The organism is Microbacterium foliorum, assembly GCF_003367705.1.
Classification (GTDB): Bacteria; Actinomycetota; Actinomycetes; order Actinomycetales; family Microbacteriaceae; genus Microbacterium; species Microbacterium foliorum.
The window spans coordinates 3,413,413-3,426,903 of the sequence record NZ_CP031425.1 but is presented as its reverse complement, the minus strand read 5'-3'; the positions used below and the strand labels follow the sequence as shown (position 1 = coordinate 3,426,903).

The window sequence follows — 13,491 nt, the reverse complement described above, 5'->3', positions numbered from 1 at the left end:
ATGGGTAAGGAAGGGGGTGAAATATGGACAAGACTCTGCAGGCGCTCGATTACGTCGAACTCGACGCGATGGAAGCGCCGGATGACGCGAACGATTGGGTTCGCGGCGTTGCGGTCGGTGTGATCATCGGCGTTCTCGCCTTGACGTGACCGCAAACGAAAGCACACGAGTCACACCCGGGGAGGTGAGAAATGCAGAAGCAACTTGACTTCGTCGAACTCGACGAGCTCGACGCACCGCTCGAGTGGTGGGAGCACGTTGGTTACATCGTGACCATTGTCGGTGGTGCCGTAGCAATCGCGACCTGACGCACGGGTGCGGGTGGACGACTTTCGACCGCCCGCACCCTATGGAGAAAGAAAGGACACCCTCATGACGGGTGGGATCACCGAATCGGTGAAGTCACGACTAGCCGTGCTGAACGCAACGCCAAGTCCGCAGGACCTATATGCAGGCGCGGGAGCGGACTTCTACGAACGCCTTGTAGGGGGTGATCGGTCAGAAGTCCGGGAAGTGCTTGCGCTGGCTCGTGACACTGAGGGGAATGTGCTCGACATCGCCGCTGGCAGCGGGCGGCTCACCATCCCACTTGTCCGATGCGGAAAGCGAGTCACTGCCATTGACTTGTCGCCGGACATGCTCGCGCTCCTGCAGCGGGCGCTGCCCGCGAACCCCCTCCTCGAGTGTGTTGTGGCAGACATGCGCACATTCGCGCTAGGACGACTGTACGATCTCATCGTCATCGGGGCCACCTCGATCACGCTCCTGGATCGGGTGGGGAGGCAAGCTCTCTACGCACGTGTTCGGTCGCATCTTTCCGACGGAGGAACGTTCGCACTCACCATTGCGGGCTCAACCGGTGGGCGGGCGCTGAGCAACACCGAAGATCAGATCGTCACAGTTGAGGGAGTCGACGGCCAGGAAGATTATCTCTACTCCCAGCAGGTAATCGAGGGTGGCGCAGCCCGCGTCGTGAACTGGGTGCGCGAATCGGCGCTGACGATCGACGCTACGGTGACCATCTTGACAAGCCGTCTGCGGATACTCACAGAAGAGATGTTGTCTGCCGAGCTGGTTGAAGCCGGGTTCACCGAACCGGCCGTCCGACCTGTGCGCGCACACGCGGGCGCTGACATCCTCCTCCTGCAAACGTCGTCGCGTGGTCAGGTAACGCCCCGATGAAATCAGCGTCAACAAGCTTTCTCCCCATCCGCCGCGCCGCGCTCGATCCATTGACTCTGGACAGTCGACCGAGTCTTGCCTCGACGGTCGCCTTCGAGGAGCCGACCGTCGAGGGAGCCCCCTGGATAGTGACAGTCGAGGGGGTGCCCACCTCCCGGGTGTCCGGTGCCGTTGTGGAACTACTGTCAGCGATGGACGGAAGATCATCGGTCCGCGACCTCCGCAAGGAGGTCGCCCCCGACGAGCCGGAACCGCAATTCCTCACTCTCGTAGACCGATTTCAGCAGAGCGGGCTGCTTGAAGGCACACAACGGAAGAGCGCCGGGAGAGTCGTGTTCCGCGCACCGCTGACTCTGCAGATCGCGACTCTGCGCGCCCCAGCCATGTTCAGACGCCTCGACCGAATTGTCCGGCCCTTCCCGGGGCGGGCGGGTCTGATCGTCCTCGCAGGCCTAGCGCTCCTTGGTTCCGTTGCCGCAATCATTCAGGTCTCGGACGTGGCGAGGCTGCTGTTCTCGCCGATGCCGCTTCTCCAGCTTGTCGTCGTGCTCGTCGTGCTCGTCGTGCTCACACTGATCCACGAGGGCGCTCATGGGCTCGCGCTGACCCGATTCGGCGGACGCCCTCGCCGCGCAGGCTTCATGATCTTCTATCTCACGCCCGCCTTCTTCGTCGACGTCACCGACGGCTGGCGACTGCGCCACAAGTGGCAGAGAGCATGGGTGGCGCTCGCCGGCCCCGCCGTCCATGCTGTCATCGGTTCAGCCTTCGCACTCGCCGCATTGTTGGCGTCTGCCACCGATCTCCAGCAATTGCTGTTGCTGCTCGCGATTGCTTGCTACGGCATCGTGCTCGTGAATCTCGTACCGTTCGTGAGATTCGATGGATATATCGCGCTCATGAGCGCGTTGGACGAACCGAACCTGCGGGAACGAACGAAGCGAGACGGCGGGAATTGGCTAGTTCATCTGCTTTACGGGGGAAGCCGCGCCCCGAAGCGCCTCAATCGCTGGTGGAGTGTGCCCTTCGGAATTGCGAGCATCCTTGCGCCTGTTTGTCTAGTGATCTTCGCCGTCATGCGCATCGCCCACGCCCTCGCGGGCGGTGGCCTCGTCGCCGGGGTTGTGGTCCTCAGCCTCGAGGTAGCCGTGCTCATCTTGGGCCTGACAGCAATCGCTGGTGGCTTACGCAGAGCATGGCGCGTAGGTGTGTCGGCGTGGAGGTTCGTCCTCGTGAACCTCGTTATCGCGGCGACTGTCGCTCTCGCGGGGGTGTGGATCGTCGTCCCCCTCACAGCGACCGCAGGATTCACTGTCGGCGAGGATAATACCGTCGTTATCGTCCAAGGCGGAAGCACGGAGGATCCCATCCCGGACGGTGCCCGTCTCACTCTCCTAACGAATGGCGTCATGGGGAGCCTTCCTGTGGGGTCGAGCACCTACGAAGCGCGGGTGCCCCAGTCTGTGAACGTTCCGCTCGACGCCCTCTTCCCTGTCAAGATGCACGACGTCGACGTCCCGGCCACCGCTATCGGCGTAGCCCACCTTGGCTCAGACCCAGGACAGGTCCCATCCTCCGGCCAAGCCCGTATGGAACTGGGCAATGTCAACCTATGGCAATCGCTGTGGAACCAGGCCGTCGCCCAGCCCCTCGCCGGGCTCCTGAAACGCTGAACGACTTCTACCGAAGGAAAGAAATGAACGACAACGCAATCGAAGTTCGAGAGCTCACCAAGAAGTACGGGTACGTGACAGCAGTTCAAGACCTGTCCTTCACCGTCCCGCGAGGAGCCATCGTGGGACTTCTCGGGCCCAACGGCGCAGGAAAGTCCACGACGCTTCGAACCATCGTCGGGCTTCTGCGACCGACGAGTGGCACCGCGACCATTGACGGAGCGCCATTCGCAGCGCTCAGGAACCCGGCCTCACACGTCGGCGTGCAGATGGATGGGTTTGGCTTCGAGGTGGGGATCACAGCACGACGTCATCTCGAGATCGCGCGCCTCGCCGCCGGCGCTCCTCGCCAGCGGGTCGATGAGGTGTTGGAAGAGGTGGACCTTCTCTCTGTCGCCAAGCGGAGGGTGAAGACTTTCTCAACGGGTATGGTGCAACGCCTGGGGTTGGCTGCAGCCCTCATCGGATCCCCTCAGACCCTGATCTTGGATGAACCCGCCAACGGGCTCGATCCTGACGGCATTCGTTGGCTCCGCCGGTATCTCCGCGACTATGCAGCACGTGGAGGAACGGTCCTGATCTCCAGCCACCAACTCGCAGAACTCGAGCAGGTTGTGGATGACGTTGTGGTGATCAAGCGAAGGGCTTTGTACGCAGGAAAGCTCAGCGACCTCGTGGCCCGTGATGGCGATTCCCTGGAGGACCGATACTTCGATCTCGTGGAAGGGGTCGTGGCATGATCTCCGCAATCAGAAGCGAAGCGGTGCGTTCAGTGAGCGGACTGTCGCTGTGGGCTGTCTACGTCCTCGCCGTCTTTGTCCCGGTCGTCGTGCTCTCCTCAGATCGCACACTGACTGATCTGAGCGGACTGAGCTCGGGAGCTGCGACAGCACAACTGCTGCAACCGCTCGCATGGTCGTTCATCACTGCCGCCTTCGTGGGCGCATACGCCGTCACCCGGGAGTACTACTACGCGTCGATGGACCGAACGCTCACTGAACTTGGCTATAGCCGGGCTTTCCGGGGCAAGATGATCGCCGGATTGATGACGGCAATCGCTCTCGCGCTCTGCATGTTCGCACTCTGGACCGTCGTCGTATACTTCATCCTCAATCAAGAGGGACTGGTGCTCAATATTGACGAGGCCGCGGTGCGCATCTACGCTGGTGCGCTTCTGGGAGTCATCATGGGTGCGTTCGTCGGCGGCGCTGTGGGGTGGATTTCACGCAACTACTACATCGGGGCAGCGATTGTCTTGGCGTTCCCTATTGGGGTGGAGTTCGCCCTCCTGGGGACGTCGCCCGACGTGGCGCGTTTTTCCCCAGGCATGACTATCGCAGCGCTAAGCGTCCCTGAATACAAGGACCGCCTCCTCGAGTTTGCCCCGGCCGTCAGCGTCGCCGGCGCTTGGACAGTGGGTTTGGTGCTACTCGCGTGGTTCGTAGCACGTCGGCGCGTCGCCTGATGGTGCGCCAGGCCTTCAGAGCCCAGTTCCGAAGTCTCACGGGCGACGTCGTTCTTCTTGGTGTTGCCTCGGCAGCGTTCGTGATGGCGCTCTCCCTTGCGGTGAGTGTGCCGACGGATTTTGCTGATGCGCCAGCCCAGGTGCGTCAGGAGTTCCTCGCGCCTTTCGGCACGATCATGGCGACATACGGAGCTGTTCTCGCAGCGATCTACGGTTCCTTTCGGTACACGATTGACAGGCGGAACGGTGTCGTCGCTCACCGTCTCACGCTGCAACCTCGCTGGGCCAGTTTTCTGTCACGGGCTCCAGTCGCAGCGCTGGGCGGTGCTCTCGTCGCGCTGGCCACAGTCGTCGGGGGGCATGTCGCTCTCACGGTCTCCACGGGCGGTACAGATGTCGACTTGGCGATGGTGGCAGCAACCTCCGTGGTCGGAGCAGTCGCGGGATTGTGGGGGTTCGGAGTGGGGCTCGTAGTTCAGCAGCACCTACTCGCGCTGTTCGTTGCGCCAGTCTCCTTGGGGGCTGCGATGGTCGTCGCTATCTTCTGGGCGCCTGGGGCGGTGTGGTTTCCGCTTCCGGCCATACTGGCCGGCGCTGGATTCGACCTCAGCAATATCGGCATCGACAGTGCTGCTTTGCTTGAGGGACCGCTTTCGACGGCTATCGCGGTGGCGTGGACTGTCCTGATTTTGGCGGCCGGAGCAACCTCCTTCCTATCTCGCGATGTGACGTAGGCGCCGCGACGTTCGGTGAGTTCAGCGTCGGAGCGCGGCGCTGCCCGCCTTGCATCGGGGTGGGAATGACAGACTCTAACGCGCGAGCGAATCGCCGTTCTGGCGCGCCCAGAGTGAAACGGCTACGGCGTATGACGCGCAGTGAAAGTCCATCCGTCTACCTTCCCCGTGAGGTCGTCGAGACGGACGAGCGGAGCGGATGACGTTGGAGCTGAGCTGAGCTCCGAGGCTCGTAGTCGGATGAAGCAAATAGTGCGAGCGTCCAACATTCTGGTGCCCGTTGTGGCGTTGCTCGCATCTGTTACCGCGCGGCGCCCTGCCTCCGCCGCGTTGCGGTGAGGCGGACCTCAACGTCCTTCTTTCCGGGTCTGCTGCGCCAGCTCCGAGCCCGACGATGCGTCGTTGGCAGTCCGACTCGTTTAGAGCACCGCAGGGCAGGAGGCGAAGGACGGTGCACTCGCCCCACCGCAACGAACATGTCACGTCACGCGAGCGCGATCCCCAGCCGTGCGCGCGGCCGCGACCGCTTACTCAGTGATTCACAGGCCTTGAATCAGGCCCTCCAGCGACATCGGTTCAGGGTCGGGCACATTGGAGTAGACCTGCCGGGGCGTCCACACGATGGACAGTCTGCGCCGCCCCTGATGCGAAGGACCCAGCGCTAACTGGTCCACCCGTGCGGCGTGACCGCTTGAGAGCATTTTCTTCACGAACAGCAGTCGTGCGACTGGGCGCAGCACGGCATCGTCGAGACCGAGGCCCCGGATCTCCGCGAACGGGTCAAGGGGGCGCGAGCCCCGGTGGGCCCCGTCTCCCAGCAAGGTCGTGCCGAACAGCCCATCGGACAACTGGCGTCGGAACATCTCGGTAGTACTCACTCCGTTGATGCTCCCCACAGGCTGCCGATATTTGCCGTCCTGCCCCACGACGAGAGTGAGCGTCTCCTCGAAGCGTGCGCGCCGGTCGGGCGGACATCCTCCTCGCCGACCTCCGCGACGAGGAGTGGGTCTCCGTGCATGAGGGATTCCCTCGCGGGAGTGCTCGACTACCTGGCCGCACTGTCGGGGTCACCCCTGCGGATCGCGCATCGCATCAACGAGTTCTCGGTGACGGCGGAGGTCGTGCGTGCCGGGGCGGCGATCGCCGTCATGCCTCGCGCGACGGCCACGCCTCTGGCGGTGGACGGCCTGGTTCTCAGACCGCTGTCGGACGTGGATCTGGTCCGCCACGTCGACGTGCTGGCTCGGCCGGATGCCCTGGCCTACACCTCGGTCAGGCGGGTGCTGCGAACTCTGCAGGATGTCGCCGCCCGTCTGCAGAGCGATCCGCTCAGCTCACCGCGCTGACGCGCGCACGTCACCGCGCTGACGCGTGCATGTCACCGCGCTGACGCGCGTCTCGGGGGCAGCTCCGCGAGCGTCGTGATCGACGCGGTGGCGGGGTCCCAGTGCCGTACGACGCGGGCGTGCGCAGCGATGTCCCCGCCGACGAGGTCGAGCGCTGCCGCAAGGTCGGCGACGCGCAGCCGGCGGGCGAGCGCGACGTGCGGCATCCATTCGCCCGGTGCGGTGTGCGGGGCATCCGCGCCAGGACCGACGGCACCGTGCACCAGGGACCGAAGGGCGAGCAGTTCCCCGGTGGGAACGATGCTCCGCGCCAGGACGCGCCGATCCCCGCAACCGAAGAGCAGTGGAGCACCCAGTGTGAGCGGGAACGACGGGATGCCGTCGAAGACCTCCGCGCCCAGGGTGGGCAGACCGACGCGTGCGACCAGGGTGAGGTGAGGGCGGTTGCTCGCCGAGGTGTGCGCCGCGAGGCTCGACATCCCGGCCGCGGCGAGAGCATCCCATTCGGCCCGGATCGCGACGTCGGCCTCCGTGTCGAACAGCAGCTCGATCGACGAGGGGGAGCGCTGAGGCTCTGGTTCGTGCACGGCTCAGCTCGCCGCGCTGAGACGCCGTTCCGCCAGCAGCGGCACGGCCACCTCGCGCGCGGCCATTCGCGCGGTCGCGACCGCGCCGATCGATACGACCTCGGCGCCGAGCGTGGAGGCGAGGATCTCGGGGGCCGGCAGGTGCAGCTGGGTCGGCAGCACCTCGCGTGCGGCGGCGAGCACCGGCTCGATGCTCCCGGCGACCCCTCCGCAGATGATCACGCGCGCGGGGTCGTACATGCTGCCGAGCACGCCGACGACGCGGGCGAGCGTCGCGCCGACCCGTGACGTCGCGAGCAGCGCATCGCCATCACCGGCGGATGCCGCGGTCAACACGATCCGCGGATCGATGCGATCCTCACCTGCGAGCCGACCGACCGCCGAGTCCGCGTCGATGTCGCCGCTCTCGACCCCCGCGCGCACCTCGTCCTGCAGGGCGTAGCGCAGACCGAAGGCCGATCCGACGCCGATGATGTGGTCGAACACGACGCCCTCGCCGACGCCGCCGTGCGCGCCGTGCAGCACGTGGCCGTCCACGACCACGCCGCCGCCGAACCGCTCGCTCGCGAGCAGGGCGACGTAGTCGCGGCATCCGACGGCGGCCCCCGCCGACCCCTCGGCGATCGCGGCGAGCTGCGCATCGTTCTTGATCTCGACGACGGGCGCCCACTCGTCGAGAGCGTCGGCGAGCCCCGGGTTCGTGCGCTCCCAGAAGCCCTCGGGGTGCGGCGGCGAGACGCCGACCCGGTTCACCGGCGCGGCGACGCCGACGCAGATCGCGAGCACCGCCTCGCGCGGGACCTCGGCCTCGGCGAGCGCGTGCGCCATCTGATCGAGGATCGTGGCGCGCCGCGCCGCCGCCGACTGTGTCGGATCGAGGTCGGTGCGGTGGTGCACGAGGGTGCGGTCGAGCGGATCCGAGATCGTGACCGCGAGGTGGGTGTCTCCGGCATCCACCCCGATGACGACGCCGAGGTCGGATGCCAGCACGAAGCGCCGCGCGGGGCGCCCCGCGCGGTAGCTTCCTGCCACCCGCGCGTTGGGGAGTTCCCGCAGCACGGCGGCGTCGACGAGGGTGTCGATCGCGTCGATCGCGGTCGAGCGGGTCAGCGTGGTGGTCGCCATCGCCTCACTCGCGGTGAACTCGCCGGCGGTCCACGCGAAGTCGAGGATCGCGCCGACACTGGCTCGTCCGGTGCCCAGACCTGCGGATACTTCTGTCACGGGTCTTGACCTCACTCTCGTTCACATGAGACAGTACCGTTCATCGAAGTAAATTCGCTCACTAGATTTAGTCTGCGTATCTACAGCACGAAAGGACAACGGTGTCTGTGAAACCACCACGCCCGGCGCAGATCGTCGCCGGTGCGGCCGCTCTCGCCCTGGTCGGGGCCGCCCTCACCGGCTGCTCGACGGCCGGCGGAACCGAGAACATCCGCTTCACGTTCAGCAAGCGGGAGGCGATCGAGTTCATGACCGAACTCGTGGCGCAGTACAACTCCTCGCAGGACAAGGTGCGGGTCGAGATCGACACCTCGGGTGTCGACGTCGTCTCGGCCAGCTTCGTGCGGGGCAACCCGCCCGACATCATGCTCGCCAACTACAACTACGAGATCGCCCGCTTCGTGCAGCGCTGCGCGCTCACCGATCTGTCGGGCACCGACGCCGCCTCGACCATCCGCGACGATCTGCAGCCCCTCATGGAGCAGTACGGGTCGTGCGAGGGGCGCACGAGCGCACTGCCATACTCGGTGATGGGTGCCTCCGTGATCTACAACAAGGAGATCTTCGCGCAGCAGGGCCTCGAGGTCCCGCAGACCTGGGACGAGCTCCTCGCCGTCTGCGATCAGCTGAAGCAGGCGGGCATCGACCCGTTCTACGCCACCTTCAAGGACGACTGGACGGTCGCCCAGGGCTGGTACGACTACACCGCCGGCGGCTCGGTCGACGTGATCGACTTCTTCGACACGCTCGCGACCGAAGGCACCGGTGTGGGACCCGACTCCCAGGCCTCGTTCGAGAAGGACTTCGCCGAGCCCATGGACCGCATGATGACGCTGGTGAAGGACTACACGAACGCGGATGCCGCGAGCCGGGGTTACGGCGACGGCAACCTCGCCTTCGGCAAGGGCGAGGCCGCGATGTACCTGCAGGGGCCGTGGGCGTTCAGCGAGATCGAGAAGACCGCCCCCGACCTCGACCTCGGCACCTTCCCGCTGCCGATGACCGACGACCCCGCCGACCTCGGCGTGCGCGTCAACATGGACCTCGCCGCGATGATCCCCGAAGGATCGCGCCACCAGGAGGCCGCCCGTGACTTCCTGGAGTACCTGTTCCTGCCCGAGCACATCGAGGAGTACAACACCTCGCAGCTCGGCTTCACCCCCACGAACGATGCTCCGGCTCCCGACGACCCGCGCGTCGCGGGCATGGTCGAGTACTACCAGAACGGCCAGATCTATCAGGGTCCGTCGGTGCTCGTGCCCAAGACCCTTCCGGTCTTCAACTACGCGCAGGCGATGGTGCTCGGCGCGTCCCCGACCTCCACGTTGCGCACCATGGATGCCGACTGGGCCAGGATCGCGTTCCGCGCTCCCATCCCGTCGACCCAGGACAACGCATCGGCTGAGACAGAGGAGTCCACGCCATGACGAACGCCACCCCGGCACCCGCCGTGTCGAACATCACGAAGCCGAACACCCCGACGACCGACACCACGGCGATCGTCACGGGCGGCGCTCGCAAGCTCGGACACCGCGCGCGCAAGGTCGAGCCCATCTACTACCTGTTCCTGCTGCCGACGCTGGTGATCTTCACGCTCGCGATCACGGTGCCCGGCGTCATGGGGATCTTCTTCAGCTTCACCGACTCCATCGGCATCGGCGAGTGGAGCTTCAACGGGCTGACCAACTACATCGCGATGTTCAGCGACCCGGCCATCCTGCAGAGCTACCTGTTCACGTTCGGCTTCTCGATCGCGACGGTGATCGTCGTCAACGTGATCGCGTTCCTGCTGGCGGTCGGGCTGACCTCCCGCATCCGCTTCAAGACGGGTCTTCGCACGATCTTCGTGATCCCCATGGTGATCTCGGGCATCATCATCGCCTACGTCTTCAACTTCCTCTTCTCCAACTCCATCCCGGCCGCGGGCGCCGCCACCGGCATCCCGTGGCTGTCGACCAGCCTGCTCGCCAATCCGGATCTCGCCTGGGTCGCGATCGTCATCGTGACCGCCTGGCAGGCCGTACCGGGCACGCTGCTGATCTACATCGCGGGGCTCCTCTCAGTGCCGGGCGAGGTGTACGAGGCCGCGAGCATCGACGGGGCGAACAAGACGCAGCAGCTGCTCCGCATCACGCTGCCGCTCGTCGCCGGCTACGTGGTGATCAACGTGATCCTCGGCTTCAAGGGCTTCCTGAACGCCTACGACATCATCGTCGGACTCACCAACGGCGGACCCGGCACGTCCACCCGCAGCGTCGCGATGACGATCATCGCGGGCTTCAACGGCGGCGACTACGCCTACCAGATGGCGAACGCGACGATCTTCTTCATCGTCGCCGTGCTCATCTCCCTGCTGCAGCTGTCGCTGACCCGCGGAAGGAACGCACTCTGATGTCGACGCAGACACTCACCACCATCCCCACCTCGGGCAAGAAGCCGCGCATCCGTATGGAGCGCGTCAACTGGTCGGGCACGATCATCCTGATCCTGTGCGCGGTCACCGTGCTGCTGCCGCTGTACGTGACCATCTCGATGGCCTTCAAGACCACCGGCCAGGCGGTCGACGGCAACGCCTTCTCGCTGCCGGCTCCGTTCAGCATCGACGGCTTCGTCGAGGCATGGAACCTCACGAAGTTCCCGGTCGGCGCCGGCATCTCGCTGCTGGTCACGGCCGGAACGGTCATCGCGACCATCGTGCTCGCCGCATTCGCCTCGTACGCGATCGTCCGCAACTGGGACCACCGCCTGTTCCGCTGGTCGTTCTTCTACCTGCTGGCCGCGATGTTCATCCCGTTCCCCGTGGTCGCGCTGCCGCAGATCCAGCTCACCGGATGGGTCGGACTCGACAACCCGTTCGGCGTGATCATCCTCGCGACGATGTTCCAGCTGAGCTTCAGCGTGCTGCTGTTCACCGCATTCCTGCGGTCGATCCCGCTCGAGCTCGAGGAGAGTGCGCGCATCGACGGCGCGACGACGTGGCAGACGTTCTGGCAGCTGATCTTCCCGCTGCTCGCACCGATGAGCGCGACCGTCGGGATCTTCGCGTTCCTGTACGCCTGGAACGACTTCATGATGCCGTCGCTGATCATCTCTGATCCCGCGATGCAGACCCTGCCCGTGCGGCAGAACCTGTTCCAGACCCAGTTCAGCAACAACTACAACGTGTCGTTCGCCTCGTACCTGATGGCGATGGCCCCGGCGATCCTGGCGTACCTGTTCACGCAGCGCTTCGTCATGGAGGGCGTCACGCAGGGCGCCGTCAAGGGCTGACGCATCTCCCACCGCAGACCGCAACACGAAGGAGCAGTACCCCTCATGACCGATGCGCTTCTCACCGAGACCCGCGACGACACGACGGCAGCATGGTGGCGACAGGCCGCCGTGTACCAGATCTACCCCCGCAGCTTCGCGGACGCGAACGGCGACGGACTCGGCGACATCCCGGGCATCGTCTCGCGCGCCGACTACCTGCGCGATCTCGGCATCGACGCCGTGTGGCTCAGCCCGTTCTACCCCTCGGCCCTCGCCGACGGCGGATACGACGTGGCGGACTACCGCGACGTCGACCCGCGTCTCGGCACGCTCGACGACTTCGACGACATGGTCGCGGCGCTGCACGCGCGCGGCATCCGCGTGATCGTCGACATCGTGCCGAACCACTCGTCGGATCTGCACGAATGGTTCCGGGAGGCGCTCGCCGCAGGGCGCGGCTCGGCGGCGCGCGATCGGTACATCTTCCGTGAGGGCTCCGGGCCCGACGGCTCCGAGCCCCCGACGGACTGGACCGCGGCCTTCGGAGGATCGGCCTGGGAGCGCGTCGAGGACGGACAGTGGTTCCTGCACAGCTTCGCGCCCGAGCAGCCCGACCTCAACTGGGATCACCCGGAGGTGCGGGAGGACTTCCTGACGACCCTGCGGTTCTGGTCGGACCGGGGTGTCGACGGATTCCGCATCGACGTGGCGCACATGCTCACGAAGGACCTCAGCGAACCGCTGCCGAGCACCGCCGAGCTCGAGCTCCTGCCGCACGACGGCAGCCACCCGCTCTACGACCGCGATGACGTGCACGAGGTGTACGCCGAGTGGCGCCGGGTCTTCAACGAGTACGACCCGCCCCGCACGGCCGTCGCCGAGGCGTGGGTGAGCACACCCGAGCGCCGGGCCAAGTACGCCTCGGCCGAGGGGCTCGGACAGGCGTTCAACTTCGACCTGCTCGTCGCGGACTTCGATGCGACCCAGTTCCGCACGATCATCGCCGACAACCTCGCGCAGGCTCGCGAGACCGGCTCGTCGACCACCTGGGTGCTGTCGAACCACGACGTGACCCGGCACGCGACCCGCTACGGCCTGGCGCCGCTCGCCGGTCGCACCGGTGTGAAGCAGGGTGTCGAGTGGGTGGCCGCCGGCGGCCCCGCCGATCAGCTCGACCGCGAGGGCGGTCTGCGCCGGGCGCACGCCGCGACGCTGCTGCTGCTCGGGCTGCCCGGCAGCACGTACCTGTACCAGGGCGAGGAGCTCGGTCTGCAGGAGGTGGCCGAGATCGGTCCGGGCGAGCGACAGGACCCGTCGTTCTTCCGCGGAGCGGACTTCGACGGTCTCGGACGTGACGGATGCCGCGTGCCGCTGCCGTGGACGGCATCCGGCCCCTCGTTCGGGTTCGGCACAGGGGAGGCGCACCTGCCCCAGCCCGATTGGTTCGGCCGGTACGCGGTGGATGTCGAGGACGGCGACCCGTCGTCGACCCTGACCCTGTACCGCGAGGCCCTGCGGCTGCGCCGCGAGCTGCAGACCGATGAGAGCCTCGAATGGATCGAGACCGGCCGCGCCGACGTGCTGCGCTTCGCCCGCCCGAACGGCTGGCAGGTCGTGACGAACTTCGGCGCGGAGCCGTTCGACCTCGGGGCGGATGCCGCGGACGTCGTGCTCGGCACCGTCGTCGACGGGGCGGTGCCGGCGGATTCGACCGTGTGGATCGCGTCCGGTCTGACCGGCTGACGCGTTTCGTCTCGTCGCTGCGCTCCTCGCTCAACGAGCGGGCTGCCGCGGACTCGCCCGCTGAGCGGGGCCGCCGCGGACTCGCTCGCTGAGCGAGCGCAGCGAGACGAAGTGCGCCCGCGGGGTGGCCGTGGACTCGCTCGCTGAGCGGGGTGGCCGTGGACTCGTCGGGCCGACGGGGCGGCCGCGGACCCGTCGGGTGAGCGGGGTGGCCGTGGAGCGAGCGGGGTGGCCGCGGACTCGCTCGCTGAGCGAGCGCAGCGAGACGAAGTGCGCTCGTCGGGC

Annotated in this window: 15 protein-coding genes; 12 read left to right on the top strand and 3 right to left on the bottom strand. The window is 66.2% G+C overall.

Translation table 11 applies throughout. From position 1 onward, the window contains the following. The first annotated feature begins 23 nt into the window (after positions 1-23). The 7 genes from mpaA2 (at position 24) to DXT68_RS16120 (ending at position 5,054) form a co-directional block, all read left to right on the top strand. Positions 24-149, top strand: coding sequence for an MpaA2 family daptide-type RiPP (mpaA2, locus tag DXT68_RS17350; RefSeq protein ID WP_279625467.1), 126 nt, complete (start codon positions 24-26; stop codon positions 147-149). Positions 150-191: 42 nt separating this feature from the next. Continuing rightward, complete coding sequence (gene mpaA3 / locus DXT68_RS17380) at positions 192-308, top strand: MpaA3 family daptide-type RiPP (protein ID WP_341853348.1); 117 nt, start codon at positions 192-194, stop codon at positions 306-308. 64 nt (positions 309-372) lie between these two features. Beyond that, complete coding sequence (gene mpaM / locus DXT68_RS16140) at positions 373-1,182, top strand: daptide-type RiPP biosynthesis methyltransferase (RefSeq protein WP_052677595.1); 810 nt, start codon at positions 373-375, stop codon at positions 1,180-1,182. Beyond that, positions 1,179-2,855: a daptide biosynthesis intramembrane metalloprotease gene (mpaP, locus tag DXT68_RS16135; protein ID WP_156149241.1), complete on the top strand. Its 1,677-nt coding sequence runs from the start codon at positions 1,179-1,181 to the stop codon at positions 2,853-2,855. The genes mpaM and mpaP overlap by 4 nt, the downstream gene beginning before the upstream one ends. Before the next feature lie 23 nt (positions 2,856-2,878). Further along, positions 2,879-3,595, top strand: a complete 717-nt coding sequence (locus tag DXT68_RS16130) for an ABC transporter ATP-binding protein (RefSeq protein WP_045252852.1) — start codon at positions 2,879-2,881, stop codon at positions 3,593-3,595. Beyond that, positions 3,592-4,320, top strand: coding sequence for a hypothetical protein (locus DXT68_RS16125; RefSeq protein ID WP_045252851.1), 729 nt, complete (start codon positions 3,592-3,594; stop codon positions 4,318-4,320). Before DXT68_RS16130 ends, DXT68_RS16125 begins: the two co-directional genes overlap by 4 nt. Beyond that, positions 4,320-5,054, top strand: coding sequence for a hypothetical protein (locus DXT68_RS16120; protein WP_045252850.1), 735 nt, complete (start codon positions 4,320-4,322; stop codon positions 5,052-5,054). Before DXT68_RS16125 ends, DXT68_RS16120 begins: the two co-directional genes overlap by 1 nt. A 539-nt stretch (positions 5,055-5,593) precedes the next feature. Here the strand turns inward: DXT68_RS16120 and DXT68_RS16115 are convergent. Next, complete coding sequence (locus DXT68_RS16115; protein ID WP_156149240.1) at positions 5,594-5,932, bottom strand: hypothetical protein; 339 nt, start codon at positions 5,930-5,932, stop codon at positions 5,594-5,596. Between the two features lie 138 nt (positions 5,933-6,070). Here DXT68_RS16115 and DXT68_RS16110 point away from each other — a divergent pair, with 138 nt between their 5' ends. Then, positions 6,071-6,400 (top strand): LysR family transcriptional regulator substrate-binding protein, encoded by a 330-nt coding sequence (locus tag DXT68_RS16110; RefSeq protein WP_052677594.1) that lies wholly within the window; start codon positions 6,071-6,073, stop codon positions 6,398-6,400. A gap of 32 nt (positions 6,401-6,432) precedes the next feature. Here DXT68_RS16110 and DXT68_RS16105 read toward each other — a convergent pair whose 3' ends face one another. Further along, positions 6,433-6,987: a 2'-5' RNA ligase family protein gene (locus DXT68_RS16105; RefSeq protein ID WP_045252848.1), complete on the bottom strand. Its 555-nt coding sequence runs from the start codon at positions 6,985-6,987 to the stop codon at positions 6,433-6,435. A 3-nt stretch (positions 6,988-6,990) separates the two neighbouring features. After that, positions 6,991-8,211 (bottom strand): ROK family protein, encoded by a 1,221-nt coding sequence (locus DXT68_RS16100; RefSeq protein WP_045252847.1) that lies wholly within the window; start codon positions 8,209-8,211, stop codon positions 6,991-6,993. A gap of 101 nt (positions 8,212-8,312) precedes the next feature. On the opposite strand from DXT68_RS16100, the gene DXT68_RS16095 reads away from it, so the two are divergent. From DXT68_RS16095 to DXT68_RS16080, 4 genes are read left to right on the top strand one after another with little or no spacing between them, the layout of a single operon-like run. Then, entirely contained in the window at positions 8,313-9,638 is a 1,326-nt protein-coding gene (locus DXT68_RS16095; protein WP_045252846.1) for an ABC transporter substrate-binding protein, read from the top strand. After that, complete coding sequence (locus tag DXT68_RS16090; RefSeq protein ID WP_244268092.1) at positions 9,635-10,603, top strand: carbohydrate ABC transporter permease; 969 nt, start codon at positions 9,635-9,637, stop codon at positions 10,601-10,603. The genes DXT68_RS16095 and DXT68_RS16090 overlap by 4 nt, the downstream gene beginning before the upstream one ends. Beyond that, a complete protein-coding gene (locus tag DXT68_RS16085; RefSeq protein WP_045252845.1) occupies positions 10,603-11,481 on the top strand; it encodes a carbohydrate ABC transporter permease in 879 nt (292 codons plus the stop codon). The genes DXT68_RS16090 and DXT68_RS16085 overlap by 1 nt, the downstream gene beginning before the upstream one ends. 45 nt (positions 11,482-11,526) lie before the next feature. Further along, the gene (locus tag DXT68_RS16080; protein ID WP_045252844.1) at positions 11,527-13,206 is read left to right on the top strand and encodes a glycoside hydrolase family 13 protein; all 1,680 of its coding nucleotides are present in this window, start codon (positions 11,527-11,529) and stop codon (positions 13,204-13,206) included. Positions 13,207-13,491 lie beyond the last annotated feature (285 nt).

Coding starts and splice junctions, on each gene's coding strand:
- DXT68_RS16080 (WP_045252844.1), top strand. CDS start 11,527: ATGACCGATGCGCTTCTCACCGAGACCCGCGACGACACGACGGCAGCA.
- DXT68_RS16085 (WP_045252845.1), top strand. CDS start 10,603: ATGTCGACGCAGACACTCACCACCATCCCCACCTCGGGCAAGAAGCCG.
- mpaA3 (WP_341853348.1), top strand. CDS start 192: ATGCAGAAGCAACTTGACTTCGTCGAACTCGACGAGCTCGACGCACCG.
- DXT68_RS16130 (WP_045252852.1), top strand. CDS start 2,879: ATGAACGACAACGCAATCGAAGTTCGAGAGCTCACCAAGAAGTACGGG.
- mpaA2 (WP_279625467.1), top strand. CDS start 24: ATGGACAAGACTCTGCAGGCGCTCGATTACGTCGAACTCGACGCGATG.
- DXT68_RS16120 (WP_045252850.1), top strand. CDS start 4,320: ATGGTGCGCCAGGCCTTCAGAGCCCAGTTCCGAAGTCTCACGGGCGAC.
- DXT68_RS16125 (WP_045252851.1), top strand. CDS start 3,592: ATGATCTCCGCAATCAGAAGCGAAGCGGTGCGTTCAGTGAGCGGACTG.
- mpaM (WP_052677595.1), top strand. CDS start 373: ATGACGGGTGGGATCACCGAATCGGTGAAGTCACGACTAGCCGTGCTG.
- DXT68_RS16110 (WP_052677594.1), top strand. CDS start 6,071: ATGAGGGATTCCCTCGCGGGAGTGCTCGACTACCTGGCCGCACTGTCG.
- DXT68_RS16090 (WP_244268092.1), top strand. CDS start 9,635: ATGACGAACGCCACCCCGGCACCCGCCGTGTCGAACATCACGAAGCCG.
- mpaP (WP_156149241.1), top strand. CDS start 1,179: ATGAAATCAGCGTCAACAAGCTTTCTCCCCATCCGCCGCGCCGCGCTC.